Genomic DNA, 13,735 nt, shown 5'->3' with positions numbered 1-13,735 from the left:
GGATCGCGCATGGGATTGCTGGACAAGATCGTGGGGGCGGTGACGGGCCGCTCGGGCAATGATGGCAATGGACTGAGCACCGCGCAGAACAACCTGCTGCGCCAGGCCATGGAGCCGCTGGACAAGGCGGCGCCGGGCCTGGCGGACAAGGCCCTGGCCTTCGTGAGCGAAGGCACCCACGAAGCCGTGCTGCTGGAGCTGCAGGCCCCCCATGCCCTTGAGCCCGGTCAATTGCTCGGCTCGCCGGGCCGGCTGCGCTGGGGCTTCAACCTCTGGAACGACAAGCCCCTGGAGGCAGCGGGCAAGAAGAGCCTGGCCGGGCGCTCCGGGTTCTACGCCGCTGTGCCTGCCGACAAGCCGCCTCTGGCCCTGCTGGTGCGCCTGGGCAAGCTGCTGGCCGCAGCCGATGCCGGCAAGTCGCTGGAGCACCCTGGTGCGCCCGTGCCCGACTGGCTGCAGTACCTGGTCAACGATGCGGTGCATGCCAGCTTCAAGGATGGCAACAGCAACAAGCACGAGCCGGCCAAGGAGCGTGCGGCCTGGACGGTCGATCTCATCGCGCAGTTGCTGGCCGAGGAAGGGTTGAACGAGACGCTGGCGCTGCAGCTGGTGTTCGAGCGCAAGGGCCTGGACAGCTACTACCAGGACCGCCTGGACCATCTGGTGAAGAACCCCGCCGTCGCCGATTTCATGCGCGCGCGCCCCGAGGCCGCACAGGCCCTGCTGCAGCAGCTCTCGGCGTCCGGCCGAGTGCAGTTGGCTTCGCGCATCGGACCGGACAAGGGGCTGCGCGCCGCCTTCGCACCGCTGATGGTGGCACTGGCGGCCGATGGCAGCAAGACCGTGCGCGCCGAAGCCGTGCCGCACATCGAGGGCATCGCCGAAGCCGAACGCCTGCGTCTGCTGGCCGCACTGCTGGGCGACGGCGACACCAGCCAGCGCACCCAGGCGGCCGAGCTGCTCGCGCGCCTGCCCGCCGAATCCACGCGCAGCCTGCTCGAAGCCGCGCTGGCCAGCGAGGCCAGCAAGCCGGTGCAGCAGGCGATCCGCGCCGCACTGAACCGGCTGGACGCAGCCGGCAATGCGCAGGAGCAGGACCTGCCCGAGCCCCCGCCCTGGGCTCCGTTTGCCGACAACCCGCTGGGCCAGGACGCGCTGGATCTGCTGCTGGCCAACCGCACCGAGGTGATCGAGCGCGCGCGCCGCGCCGCCGAGGAAGAGGCCGAAGAAAACAAGACCCAGAAGCACAAGTACACCTGGCGCCAGAAGAGCTACGCCAACCTGTCGAAGCTGACCGAGGACGACATGCGCCAGGCATTGGCCCTGCTCAATGGCCAGCTCGACAGGAAGCAGACAGAGAAACTGCGCAGCACCGAGGTGGCCCAGGCCGTGACGCACGGCAACCGCCTGTTCGCACTGCCGTCCTTCGGGCCCTCGCACCTGATCCGCTGGCTGGGCGTGTCGCGCTACGGCCGCAGCTTCTGGTTCGACGACGGTTTCCAGAAGTGGCTGGGCCGCCAGCCCCGGGGCAGCGTGGACCTGCGCGCCCTGGCCGAGCTAATGCAGCGCTCCAGCCTGCCGATCATTGAAGTGGCACGCACTGCGCTGTCCGACTACTGGAACACCCCCAGCGCCACGGATCTGCTGCCGCCCGAGTGCATCTGGCCCTTCTTCATGGAGCATCCCGAGTTCATCGACCAAGCCCTGGGCCTGACCGCCCCCCCGCCCAACACCGAGCGCTATTCCAGCGCTCTGGCGCTGGCGCCCGCGCTGCAGACGCTGGCGGTGTTCCCCACCATCCCGGCACGCTGGCTGCCACGCGTGATGGAACTGGCCCTGGGCGAGGGCAAGACGCACCGCCCCATGGCCCAGAAGGCCTTGTCCACCCTGCCGAGCATCGGCCGCCAGGTGGTGGAATCGCTCACCCACACCAAGAGCGAAGTGCGCATCGAGGCCGCGAACTGGCTGGCCGAGCTGAAGTACACCGACGCCGTGCCGGCCCTCACCAAGGCGCTCGAAAAGGAAAGCCGTGAGACGGTGCGTGCCGCCTTCCTGACCGCACTGGAAGGCCTGGGCGATGACATCTCGCCGCGCCTGGCCCCCGCCATCCTGCTGGCCGAGGCGAAGAAGGGCCTCAAGGCCAAGCCCCCTGCGGGCCTGGCCTGGTTCGCGCTGGATGCGCTGCCGGCCGCACGCTGGGCCGACGGCACGGCCGTGGAGCCCGAGATCCTGCGCTGGTGGGTGGTGCTGGCCTGCAAGCTCAAGGAGCCCGGCGGCAACGCCCTGCTCACGCGCTACATGGGTCTGCTCGATGCCGGGAGCCGCCAAACCCTGGGCAGCAGCGTGCTGCGCCAGTTCATCGCCCAGGACACGCGCCATCCGCCGCTCGAGGAAGGCATCGCCTACGCCCAGGCCCATGCGCCGCAGCGCTACCAGTCCTACCAAAAGGGCTACCAGAACGCCAAACCCGAGTACCGCCAGTACTACGAGGCCGACTACGCCAAGTCCGAAGACCAGGTGTTCGAAGAATGCAAGCGCGAGAAGATGGCCGAGTACCTGGGCAGCGCCATCGGCGAGAAGGGCATCCTGGCGCTGGCGGCCTTTGCGCCGGGCCATGAGATCGTGACCCTGCTCCAGCAGTACATGCGCGACCACTACCAGCGCCGCTCGCAGATCGAGGCCATGCTCGAAGGCGTGGCCCCGGGCAACGACCCGGTGGTGATCCAGCTGATGCTGGGCCTGTCGCGCCGCTACCGCACGGCCTCGGTGCAGACCAAGGCCCGCGCCCTGGTGCAGGAGATCGCCGACCGCAACGGCTGGACGCAGGACCAGCTGGCCGACCGCACCATACCCACAGCCGGCCTGGACGACACCGGCACCCTGGCGCTGCCTTTTGGCGAGCGCATCTTCACCATGGTGCTCGACGCGGCGATGAAGCCCGAGCTGCGCAACCCCGAGGGCAAGGCCATCAAGACCTTGCCCGAGCCGCGCCAGAACGACGACCCGGCGCAGGCCAAGGAGACCAAGGCGCTGCTGTCCACCAGCAAGAAGGAGCTCAAGCAGGTCATCGACCTGCAGACCGCCCGCCTGTTCGAGGCCATGTGCACCGGTCGCCACTGGCCCGTGGCCGAGTGGCGCGAGTACCTGCACCGCCACCCGGTGGCCGGCCGGCTGATCCAGCGGCTGGTGTGGCTGGAGGTGGATGCCGAGGGCGCCGCGCTGCAGAGCTTTCGCCCCACAGAGGACGGCAGCCTGATCAACACCGAGGACGACGAGGTGCAATTGTCCGACGGCGCCCAAGTGCGCCTGGCCCACGCCTCGCTGGTGGACAAGGCCAGCGCCAGCGCGTGGACGAAACACTTCAAGGACTACAAGACAGCCCCGCTGTTCCCGCAGATGTCGCGCCAGTCGCCCACCCTGGCCTTCACCGACGAAAAGGGGCTGGCCGTGAGCGAAATCAAAGACCGCCAGGGCTGGGTCAGCGACAGCTTCACCCTGCGCGGCGCCTTCACCAAGCTCGGCTACCAGCGCGCCCAGGCCGAAGACGGCGGCTTCTTCTACCAGTACACCAAGGACTTCTCGAGCGTGGGCGTGCGCGTGGCCATCGATTTCTCCGGCAACACCCTGCCCGAGGAGAACGTGGCTGCCGCCCTCAAGACGCTCAGCTTCGAGGACAGCAAGGCACGCAGCTGGGGCGACAACACCCTGCCCCTGGCCAGCGTGCCGTCCGTGCTGCTGGCCGAGGCCTATGCCGACTACCTGGCCATAGGCCAGGCCTGCACCGGTTTCGATGCCGACTGGGAAAAGAAGATGCCCTGGTAGCCTGTCTGCGGGCTCCTGAAGAGGGCCCCGCAAGATTTCAAGCCGTAACTGTTTGAATCGAGCGACGAAAACCGGGCGTAATTCACGTTTTTTTGGTGAGGTCTCTCCATTCTCACAATTTGCGACATCTTGGCGCGAAAACTCCCGCGATGATCCAGCCCTTGCACCGCACAACAGCCCATGAGCTGTGCGGGATTTCATTGAATGTGAATGATTGAGGGAGGAATTTTCATGCCGGGTTTTGTCCGAAAAATACTGATTTTCATCACGGGCTATGCATGGCTCATCCTGCTGGCAGGCCCGGGTCTGGCTGGCATGGCCATCTGGAGCAGCTGGAAGGCCGATGGCGACCACGCCTACACCGCGCGGGAGCAGCTGCAGACGGTGGCCGGCACGGTCACCGGCGCCAGCGAGGTGACGGTCAAGCGCAAGCGCCGCTCCACCAAGCAGTACTACGAAATCACCGTCAAGCCTGAAGCGGGTGGCGAAGAGCGCAAGCTGCGCATCGCGCACAGCGAGCCCAAGGCGGTCGTGGGCGACATCATCGACGAGAAGGTCACCGCGCTGTACGACAGCAGCGACAGCGACATCGTCTACGAGGTGGTGATGGCCGGCAAGCCCGTGATCAGCTATGAGGCCACGCGCACACGCATGCAGGCCGAGGCCGCGTCCACGGCCCAGTCCTTCAGCGGCGCCGGCATCTGGGTGCTGGCCGTCGTGCTGACGCTGCTGGGCGCCGCCGGCGTGTGGTCCAACCGCAAGCTGCGCCGCGCCGACGAGCTGGCAGCGGCCTGATTCCCCTACCAAGAGAGAGAGGCAGTAAGCGGCCCACAAGGCTGCTTCCTGTGTGAGAAGTAGCAACAACCACAACCGAGGAACATCCTTGTGAACACCAATGTACTGACCCCTGAGGACCCGTCCGGCTCGCCCATGGAGCGCCGCGAGTTCATCGTCTCCACCTACAAGCACCTGGGCGCGGCCATCCTGGCCTTTGTCGTGCTGTCCACCGTGCTCATGCTGAGCGGCTTTTCCACCACCACCGCCAAGATGCTGATGGGCAGCGGCAACAAGTTCATCTGGCTGGGCGTCATGGGTGCCTTCATGCTCGTGGGCTGGCTGGCCTCGTACCTGGCCGACAACGCCGAGAAGCCCCAGACCCAGCTCATGGGCCTCGGGATCTACGTGCTGGCCGAAGGCCTGATCTTCGCGCCCCTGTTCGGCATTGCCCAGATCGTGGCGCCCGGCGCCATCGGCGCGGCAGGCTTCATCACGCTGCTGATGGTGGCGGCGCTGACCTGGACGGCCTTCACCAGCAAGTCGGACTTCTCGTTCCTGGGCGGCATCCTCAAGGTGGGCGGCCTGGTCGCGCTGGGCACCATCGTGGCCGGCGCGATCTTCGGCTTCAAGCTCGGCATCTGGTTCTCCGGCATCATGGTGCTGTTCGCTGGCGCCTGCGTGCTGTACGACACCTCGCGCATCATCCACGACTACCCCACCGACCGCCCCGCCGGTGCCGCGCTGCACCTGTTCGCGTCGATCGCGCTGATGCTCTGGTACGTGCTGCGCATCCTGATCAGCCTGGCGACGAACGACGATTGAGCCAAGGCCTGGGCCGGTGCCCTGCGAAGGGCACCCGACAGAAACAAGTACACCGGGGCATGCACAGCATGCGCCCGGTGTTTTATTTGGAGCGATGCACTCTTGCTGCGGAGACTGCGCAAAGCTGGTCCAAAATAGCTGCGAAGGGCGCGCAGCCCGTCTCCCTGTGCGCGCTCACCGCCGTCCACACCACCGACACCATGAGCACCCCCCCCCCTTCCGCGAACCAATCCGTGCGCCTGGCGCCCGAGCAACGCTGGGCTGAAGAACTGGCCCGCCTGGCCGCAGCCGACAGCCATGCCCGGCCGCCGGGCTGGAAGCTCTCGCCGCGCGCCGTGCGCCAGTTCATCCTGGGCGATGCCAAGCTGCAGGTGACGCAGAAGTTCTTTGGCGACGACCCGCTGGTGGACCGCGCCATCGTCACGCTCATGGGCCACCAGGGCCTGATGCTGGTGGGCGAGCCGGGCACGGCCAAGTCGCTGCTGTCGGAGCTGCTCTCGGCGGCCATCAGCGGCGACTCGGGCCTCACGGTGCAGGGCACGGCCGGCACCACCGAAGACCACATCAAGTACAGCTGGAACTACGCCCTGCTGCTCGCCGAGGGCCCGAGCCAGCGTGCGCTGGTGCCATCGCCCCTGTACCAGGCCATGCGCGCGGGCAAGCTGGTGCGCTTCGAGGAAATCACGCGCTGCCCGCCCGAGATCCAGGACGTGCTGATCTCGCTGATGAGCGACAAGCAGCTGATGATCCCCGAGCTGGGCGACGACGCGCGCCTCTTTGCCCAGCGCGGCTTCAACATCATCGCCACGGCCAACCTGCGCGACCGGGGCGTGCACGAGATGTCCTCGGCTCTCAAGCGGCGCTTCAACTTCGAGACTGTGCGCCCGATCCGCGACCACCAGTTCGAGGTCGACCTGGTGATGGCGCAACTGGCGCGCGAGCTGGCCGGCAACGAGGCGCCGGTGAACGTGCCGCGCGACGTGGTCTCGCTCTTGGTCACCACCTTCCAGGAGCTGCGCGCCGGCCAGACGCAGGAGGGCACGGCCATCAAGGGGCTTGATGCCGTGATGTCCACCGCCGAGGCGGTGAACGTGGCCTATGCGGCCGCACTGCAGGCGCGGCATTTCAACGACGGCGAACTGACCCCGCGCGAGATCGCCGGCCAGCTGCAGGGCGTGGTGCTCAAGGACAGCACCGAGGATGCCAAGCGCGTGCGCCACTACTTCGACACCGTGGTGCGCGAGCGCGCGCGGCGCGACCCGCAGTGGAAGGCGTTCCACGACGCAGCCCGCTCGCTGTGGCAATAGCGGTGAGCACAACACCGCAGCCCGCGGGCCTGCCGCCGGAGATCGCGGCCCTGCTGCCGCAGCTGCTTGGTGACGAGGGCATCTTCTTCGTGCCCGTGCGCCACCACAGCCCCGCCTGCGCCTGGGCGCTGAGCCACCTGCTGCGCGAGGTGCGCCCAGCGGCCGTGCTGATCGAGGGCCCGGATGACCTCGACAGCTTGCTGCCCCTGCTGCAGGACCCGAAGACTCGCACCCCGGTGGCCTGGCTGTGCCAGGCGACGCGCGAAACCAAGGCCGAATCGGCCCCGCCGGGCGAAGACGGCGCCGAAGCAGAGCCCGAACCGGCCGCGCCGCGCACCGTGACCAGCAGCTCCTTCTACCCCCTGTGCGACTACAGCCCCGAATGGATCGCCGTGCGCGAGGGTGCGGCCCTCGGTGCGCAGATCGCACTCATTGACCTGCCCTGGCGCCATAAGGCCTGGGAGCGCCGCTACGGCGGCGGCGATGGCGGGGAGGAAACGCAGGCCCCCGACACCGCACGCAGCCAGATGGAAGAGCGCCACTTCGCGCACAGCCGCTACCTGAACGCCATGGCGCGCCAGCTCGGCTGCGTGGACCACCACGACCTGTGGGACCGCCTCTTCGAGCTGCGCACGCCCGAGGCGCTGGCCGACTGGCGCACGCTGTTCGCCGACGTGTTCAGCTGGTGCGCCATGGCCCGGCAGGACTACGAGCCCGAGGTGCTGGAGGCCGAGCTGAGCCTGCCACGCGAGCGCCATATGGCCGCGCACATCCGCCGCTGGCGCAGCGAGGTGAGCGGCCCCATCGTGGTGGTGACCGGGGGCTTTCACACCGCCGAGCTGCTGCGCAGCTGGAAGACGGCCCCGCCCCTGGCGGCGCCCGCCAAGGCTGCAGCCAAAAAGAACAAGGCCGCGGAGCCCGATGCCTGGCTGATCCGCTACAGCTTCGAGCAGCTCGATGCGCTCAATGGCTATGGCGCCGGCATGCCGTCACCGGGCTACTACCAGCGCACCTGGGAAGCCCTGGAGGCGCTGCAGGCCCCGGCCCAACGCGATGTCTCGGCGACCGGGGCGGTCCACCCCCTCACCGTGGTGGCGCTGGACCTGCTGACCCGCTTCGCGCAGCAGACCCGCGCGCAGGACCAGGCCGACGCCGTCTCCACCGCACTGGTGCAGGCCGCTGCACTGCAGGCCGTGCGCCTGGCCGAACTGCGCGGCAATGCCGGGCCGGGCCGCCAGGACCTGCTGGACGCGATCCGCTCGTGCTTCGTCAAGGGCGCGATGGACGAGGGCACGCGCGGCTTCACGGCCGACCTGCGCGCCTTCCTGGGCGGCACGCGCATCGGCGATGTGCCGCCCTCGGCCGGCTCGCCACCGCTGATCGAGGATGCGCGCCGCCTGGCCCGCGCGGCCGGCGTGCGCCTGGACGACAGCGCCTCGCGCACGGTGCGGCTGGACCTGTACCGCAAGCCCTCGCACCGCGAGCGCAGCCGCTTCCTGCACGCCATGGCCTACCTCGATGCGGGCCTGGCACAGTGGGTGGCCGGGCCCGATTTCATCGCCGGCAGCCGGCTGAACATGCTGTTCGAGGAATGGCGCGCCGCTTGGTCGCCCATGGTCGAGGCGCGCCTGATCGCGCTGGCCAGCGACGGCGCGAGCGTGGAGGCGGTGTGCCTGGCGCGCCTGCTGCGCGAAGAAGCGGCCCTGTCCGACCAGGGCCGCGGGCGCAGCGCCAGTGCCGCCGTGGCCCTGCTGCAGCGCGCCTGCCTGGTGGGCCTGCACGCGCGGTTGCCGCAGCTCCTCGCCATGCTCTCGGCCCACCTCGACGAGGATGCCTCTCTCGGCTCCGTCGTGGAATGCGGGCACCGCCTGGTCACGCTGTGGCGTGCGCGCGAGCCGCTGGGCGTGCAACAGAACCCGCAGCTGGCGGGCCTGCTGCAGCGCGTGTGGCCAGCCGCCCTGTACCTGCTGCCGCCGCTGGCGCAGACGCCGGCGGACGGGCAGGAGCAGGCCGTGCGCCTGCTGCTCTCACTGCGCGAACTGGGGCGCCTGCTCGCCAGCCTGGACGGAAAAGAAGACGCCAGTGCCATCGATGCCAGCCTGCTCTCGGGGCACCTGCAACGTTTTGCCACCGGTGCCGGCGTTGCACCGGGCGTGGCCGGCGCCGCCACCGCGCTGCTCTACCTGGACGGCCACTGGGACGATGCGGCGCTGGATGCCGTGGTGCGCCAGCGCTTCGGCCCCGGAGCGCAGCCGCAAGAAGCGGTGCAGTTCCTGAACGGCATGATGACCGCCGCACCCGAGCTGCTGCTGCGCCTGCCAGCCCTGCTGCAGGGGCTGGACGCCCTGGTGCGCCAGTGGGACGACGCGGCCTTCGTGGCCCACCTGCCGGACCTGCGCCAGGCCTTCACCGGCCTGCGCCCGCAGGAAACGGCGGACCTGGCCACCAAGGTGGCGCAGCTGCACGGCACGGACGAGGCCACGGCCGCATCGCTCGCCGGCATGCACTACGAAACTACCGAGGAGGACCTGCACGCCGGCCTGCGCCTGCAGGCCTTGCTGGAAGCCAGCCTGCAGCGCGACGGGCTGCAGGGCTGGATCCGCTAGTTACTCCGCCGCGCTGGAAATCACGCCGCCGCCCAGGCAGACGTCGCCGTCATACAGCACGGCCGACTGGCCGGGCGTGACGGCCCACTGGGCGTCCGGGAACTGCAGGCTCAGGCCGGCGTCGTCGGCCGCGAGCACGGTGCAGGCGGCGTCCTGCTGGCGGTAGCGCGTTTTGGAGCCATAGACGCCCGGTGCCGGCGCGTGGCCCGCCGTCCAGCTCACGTCCTGCGCAGTCAGCGCGTGCGACAGCAGCCAGGGGTGGTCATGCCCCTGCACCACGCGCAGCGTGTTCTTCGCCAGGTCCTTGCGCGCCACGAACCAGGGCTCGTGCTCGCCGCCGCCGCGCTGGGCGCCCTTTTCCTTGATGCCACCGATGCCCAGGCCCTGGCGCTGGCCCAGGGTGTAGAAACTCAGGCCCACGTGCTTGCCCAGGGTGCGGCCCCGGTCGTCCTGTATAGGGCCGGGCGCATGGCTGATGTAGCGGTTCAGGAACTCGCGGAACGGCCGCTCGCCGATGAAGCAGATGCCGGTGGAGTCCTTCTTCTTGGCGTTGGGCAGGCCGATTGCCTCGGCGATGCGGCGCACCTCGGTCTTGTGCAGCTCGCCCACGGGGAACAGGGTCTTGGACAGCTGCGCCTGGTTCAGGCGGTGCAAAAAGTAGCTCTGGTCCTTGGACGGGTCCAGCCCCTTGAGCAATTCGAACAGGCCCGAGGCCGGGTTCTGGCGAACCCGTGCGTAATGCCCGGTGGCGATCTTCTCGGCGCCAAGGCGCATCGCATGGTCGAGAAAGGCCTTGAACTTGATCTCGGCGTTGCAGAGCACGTCGGGGTTGGGCGTGCGGCCGGCCTGGTACTCGCGCAGGAACTCGGCGAACACCCGGTCCTTGTAGTCGGCGGCGAAGTTCACGTGCTCGATCTCGATGCCGAGCACGTCCGCCACGGCGGCCGCGTCCACGAAGTCGACGTTGGACGAGCAGTACTCGCTGTCGTCATCGTCTTCCCAGTTCTTCATGAAGATGCCGACCACCTCGTGGCCCTGCTGCTTGAGCAGGTGGGCGGTGACGGCCGAGTCCACGCCGCCTGAGAGGCCGACGACGACGCGGTGCTTGGTTGGTGCTGTCATTGCCCAGATTGTATTTTTTATGCTGCGGGCACGCTGCGCGGGCGCGAAGAACGCGTAGCCACCAGCAGGTCATACAGCTGCTGGGCCGCCGGCGAGAGGGAGCGCCCGCGGCGTTTGATGAGCCCCATCTGCCGCGTGACCACCGGGTCGACCAGGGGAATGCTGACCAGCGTGGGGTGGTCCTTGCCCGGCATGGCCAGGCGCGGAACGGCGGCCACGCCCAACCCCGCCTCGACCAGGCCGAGCAGAGTGGTGACATGCTTGGCCTCGTACAGGCACTGCGGGCGGTCGGGTACGTTGGCCAGCGCCAGGTCCATCAGCAGGCGGTTGCCCGAGGTCTTGCCCACCGACATGAAATCGTGCTGACCCAGCTCCGCCCAGGTGACCTTCTTGCGCCGCGCCAGCACGTGGTCGCGCCGGCAGGCGGCCACAAAGCGCTCGGCCAGCACCGGCTTGAACTCGATCTCGGCCTCCTGGCTGCCGATGAAATTCAGGCCAAAGTCCGCATCGCCCTGCGCCACGGCCACCAGCACCTCGTTGGCGCTGGCGTCGTACACCTTGACCCGGATTTTCGGAAACCGCTCGTGGTAACGCTTGACCACCTGCGGCAAAAAGTAATACACGGCCGAGGGCACACAGGCAATGGTCACCTCGCCCATGCGCCGCGCCGCCACGTCGCCCAGGCCCATGAGCATGCCGTCGAGGTCGTCGAGCCACAGCCGCGTCTTGCGTGCGAAATCGCGGCCCACGGCCGTAAGCGTCACGCGGCGCGTGGTGCGGTCGAGCAGGCGCACGCCCAGCGCCTCTTCGAGCTTGTCGATGCGGCGGCTGAAGGCCGGTTGCGACAGGTGGATGGATTCGGCCGCAGCGCGAAAGCTGTGCAGCTCGGCCACCGCGGCAAAGGCCTGGATGTCGGCAAGGTCGAACTTGTTGTGCATGGCATGTCCTGGCAGGAACGATAGTGGGAGGCAAGGGGGCGCATGGCGTTGCGCGCCGTGCATCAATGCTTCGCAAAGTTGCAATTTACAGGCCCCATTTCAGCACGTAAAAGCGCCTGGCATCTATTGCTTGGCATGCATCAATCGTTGCCAACAATGCAATTCACAAACAAACCGGAGAGCCGCACCATGCAGACCCATGAGCTACAACCTTCCTTGCGTTCTGATGCGCGGCGGCACCTCCAGGGGCCCCTTCTTCCTGGCCGACTGGCTGCCGCAAGACCCGGCAGAGCGTGACCGCACGTTGATTGCGGCCCTGGGTTCGCCCCATGAGCTGCAGATCGACGGCCTGGGCGGCGGCAACTCGCTGACCAGCAAGGTGGCCATCGTCTCGCGCTCGTCGCATCCGGGCTGCGACGTGGACTACCTGTTCGCCCAGGTCAGCGTGGACGAGGCCCGCGTGGACACGCGGCCCAACTGCGGCAACATGCTGGCCGGCGTGGGGCCCTTCGCCATCGAGCAGGGCCTGGTGCCCGCCAGCCGCACCGGCGAGGTGACGCGGGTGCGGGTCTACAACGTCAACACCCGCTCACGCATCGACGTGCAGGTGCAGACCCGCGGCGGCCGCGTGCACTACGAGGGCGACGTGCACATCGACGGCGTGCAGGGCACGGCCGCCCCGGTGCTGATGAACTTCCTCGACGCCTGGGGCGCCGTCACGGGCCAGATCTTCCCGACCGGGCAGCGCATCGACACCATCTACGGCCTGCCGGTGACCTGCATCGACGCCGCCCAGGTGATGGTGCTGGTGCGCGCGGCCGACCTGGGCCTGCGCGGCGACGAGAGCCCGGCAGAGCTCGATGCCGACACCGCCCTGCTCGCCCGGCTCGAAGCCCTTCGCTGCGAGGCCGGGTTGCGCATGGGCATGGGCGACGTCTCGGGCAGCGTGCTGCCCAAGCCGGTGATCGTCTCCGACGGCCCTGCGCCCGGCAGCATCGTCTCGCGCTACTTCACGCCCCGGCGCTGCCACCCCTCGCACGCCGTGACCGGCGCCATCGGCGTGGCTGCGGCCATGGTGCTGCCCGGCACCGTGGCCAGCGACGCGCGCAGCGCGCCCAGCGCCGGCACGCGCCGCGTGGAGGTTCTGCACCCGGCCGGCCGCATCCATGTGGACGTCGAGCTGGCCCTGGTGGACGGCCATTGCACGCTGGTGCAGGCCGCCCTGGTGCGTACCGCCCGAAAGATCCTGGAGGGCACGCTGTTCGTGGCGCAGCACCCTGCCGAACACCTCTGATTTCCTTTCCCAACCATCCATAACGACCTGACCGGAGACAAGACCATGAACCACCGCAAACCCCCATCCACATTGCGCCGCACGCTGGCCGCCGCGCTGGCCTTCGCCACGCTGGCAGGTGCACCTCTGGCGGCACACGCAGCCTTCCCGGAGCGCTCCATCACCCTGGTCGTGCCCACGGCCGCCGGGGGCGGCAACGACGGCATGGCGCGCGTGGTGGCGCAAAAGATGTCGCAGCTGCTGGGCCAATCGGTGATCGTCGAAAACAAGGCCGGCGCCAACGGCGCCATTGCCGCCGAGTACGTGGCGCGCGCCACGCCCGACGGCCACACCATCCTGTTTGGCTACATCGGCACGCACGGCATGAGCCCGGCGCTGCAGAAGCTGCGCTACGACCCCGTCACCCAGTTCGAGCCCATCGGCATGGTCTGCTACTCGCCCACGCTGATGGTGGTCAACCCCAAGGTGCCGGCGAAGACGGTGGCCGAGTTCGTGGCGCTGACCAAAGCCCATCCGACCTCCTACAACTACGCATCGGCCGGCAATGGCACGGCGCCGCATTTCTCGGCCGAGATGTTCAAGCTCGAGAGCGGCGCGCAGATGGCGCATGTGCCCTACCGGGGATCGGCCCCGGCGATGAACGACACCATGGCCAACCAGACGCAGGTGATGTTCCCCAGCCTGTTCTCGGCCTCCTCGCATGTGAAGAACGGCAAGCTGCGCGCCCTCGCGCTGGCCGGCCCCAAGCGCTCCTCGCTGATGCCCGACGTACCCACGCTCGAAGAGGCGGGCATCAAGGGCGTGGAGATCACGCAGTGGTACGCACTGTTCGCCCCCGGCAAGACACCGAAGGCTGTGGTGGACCAGCTCAACAAGGCCCTCAACACCGCCTTGGCCGACAAGGACGTGGTGCGGCGCATCGAAGAACAAGGCGCCGTGGTGGACAGCAGCACGCCCGAGGCCCTGGCTCTGACCGTGCGCCAGGAGCTGGCCAAGTGGCGCGGCGTAGTGCAGAAGGCCCAGTTGACGGCGGATTGATCCCGCCCA

Annotated in this window: 9 protein-coding genes; 7 read left to right on the top strand and 2 right to left on the bottom strand. The window is 68.5% G+C overall.

Annotated features, from left to right (window positions below):
* The first annotated feature begins 9 nt into the window (after window positions 1-9).
* The 5 genes from ASE31_RS05800 (at window position 10) to ASE31_RS05780 (ending at window position 9,334) form a co-directional block, all read left to right on the top strand.
* Window positions 10-3,822 carry a DUF4132 domain-containing protein gene (locus ASE31_RS05800; RefSeq protein WP_057200571.1) on the top strand — a complete coding sequence of 1,271 codons (3,813 nt, stop codon included), beginning with the start codon at window positions 10-12 and terminating at the stop codon, window positions 3,820-3,822.
* Window positions 3,823-4,053: 231 nt separating this feature from the next.
* Window positions 4,054-4,617 carry a DUF3592 domain-containing protein gene (locus tag ASE31_RS05795; protein ID WP_057200570.1) on the top strand — a complete coding sequence of 188 codons (564 nt, stop codon included), beginning with the start codon at window positions 4,054-4,056 and terminating at the stop codon, window positions 4,615-4,617.
* Between the two features lie 90 nt (window positions 4,618-4,707).
* Entirely contained in the window at window positions 4,708-5,421 is a 714-nt protein-coding gene (locus ASE31_RS05790; protein WP_082604035.1) for a Bax inhibitor-1 family protein, read from the top strand.
* 200 nt (window positions 5,422-5,621) lie between these two features.
* Window positions 5,622-6,728: an AAA family ATPase gene (locus tag ASE31_RS05785; protein ID WP_057200818.1), complete on the top strand. Its 1,107-nt coding sequence runs from the start codon at window positions 5,622-5,624 to the stop codon at window positions 6,726-6,728.
* 2 nt (window positions 6,729-6,730) lie between these two features.
* Window positions 6,731-9,334 (top strand): DUF5682 family protein, encoded by a 2,604-nt coding sequence (locus ASE31_RS05780; protein WP_235514273.1) that lies wholly within the window; start codon window positions 6,731-6,733, stop codon window positions 9,332-9,334.
* Here ASE31_RS05780 and mnmA read toward each other — a convergent pair whose 3' ends face one another.
* Together mnmA and ASE31_RS05770 are read right to left on the bottom strand one after the other, a co-directional pair.
* The gene (gene mnmA / locus ASE31_RS05775) at window positions 9,335-10,456 is read right to left on the bottom strand and encodes a tRNA 2-thiouridine(34) synthase MnmA (protein WP_057200569.1); all 1,122 of its coding nucleotides are present in this window, start codon (window positions 10,454-10,456) and stop codon (window positions 9,335-9,337) included.
* A gap of 17 nt (window positions 10,457-10,473) precedes the next feature.
* The gene (locus ASE31_RS05770; RefSeq protein WP_057200568.1) at window positions 10,474-11,394 is read right to left on the bottom strand and encodes a LysR family transcriptional regulator; all 921 of its coding nucleotides are present in this window, start codon (window positions 11,392-11,394) and stop codon (window positions 10,474-10,476) included.
* A 199-nt stretch (window positions 11,395-11,593) separates the two neighbouring features.
* Here ASE31_RS05770 and ASE31_RS32425 point away from each other — a divergent pair, with 199 nt between their 5' ends.
* Together ASE31_RS32425 and ASE31_RS32420 are read left to right on the top strand one after the other, a co-directional pair.
* Window positions 11,594-12,688 (top strand): 4-oxalomesaconate tautomerase, encoded by a 1,095-nt coding sequence (locus ASE31_RS32425; RefSeq protein ID WP_057200567.1) that lies wholly within the window; start codon window positions 11,594-11,596, stop codon window positions 12,686-12,688.
* Window positions 12,689-12,733: 45 nt separating this feature from the next.
* Window positions 12,734-13,726 (top strand): tripartite tricarboxylate transporter substrate binding protein, encoded by a 993-nt coding sequence (locus tag ASE31_RS32420; protein WP_057200566.1) that lies wholly within the window; start codon window positions 12,734-12,736, stop codon window positions 13,724-13,726.
* Window positions 13,727-13,735 lie beyond the last annotated feature (9 nt).

This window comes from Acidovorax sp. Root217, from assembly GCF_001428645.1.
Classification (GTDB): Bacteria; Pseudomonadota; Gammaproteobacteria; order Burkholderiales; family Burkholderiaceae_C; genus Acidovorax.
The sequence above is the reverse complement of the archived record's forward strand: the minus strand, read 5'-3'. Positions and strand labels throughout refer to the sequence as shown.

Excerpts from the sequence above, each read along its gene's own strand:
- ASE31_RS05800 (WP_057200571.1), top strand. The coding sequence starts at position 10 with ATGGGATTGCTGGACAAGATCGTGGGGGCGGTGACGGGCCGCTCGGGC.
- ASE31_RS05795 (WP_057200570.1), top strand. The coding sequence starts at position 4,054 with ATGCCGGGTTTTGTCCGAAAAATACTGATTTTCATCACGGGCTATGCA.
- ASE31_RS05785 (WP_057200818.1), top strand. The coding sequence starts at position 5,622 with ATGAGCACCCCCCCCCCTTCCGCGAACCAATCCGTGCGCCTGGCGCCC.
- mnmA (WP_057200569.1), bottom strand. The coding sequence starts at position 10,456 with ATGACAGCACCAACCAAGCACCGCGTCGTCGTCGGCCTCTCAGGCGGC.
- ASE31_RS05770 (WP_057200568.1), bottom strand. The coding sequence starts at position 11,394 with ATGCACAACAAGTTCGACCTTGCCGACATCCAGGCCTTTGCCGCGGTG.
- ASE31_RS32425 (WP_057200567.1), top strand. The coding sequence starts at position 11,594 with ATGAGCTACAACCTTCCTTGCGTTCTGATGCGCGGCGGCACCTCCAGG.
- ASE31_RS32420 (WP_057200566.1), top strand. The coding sequence starts at position 12,734 with ATGAACCACCGCAAACCCCCATCCACATTGCGCCGCACGCTGGCCGCC.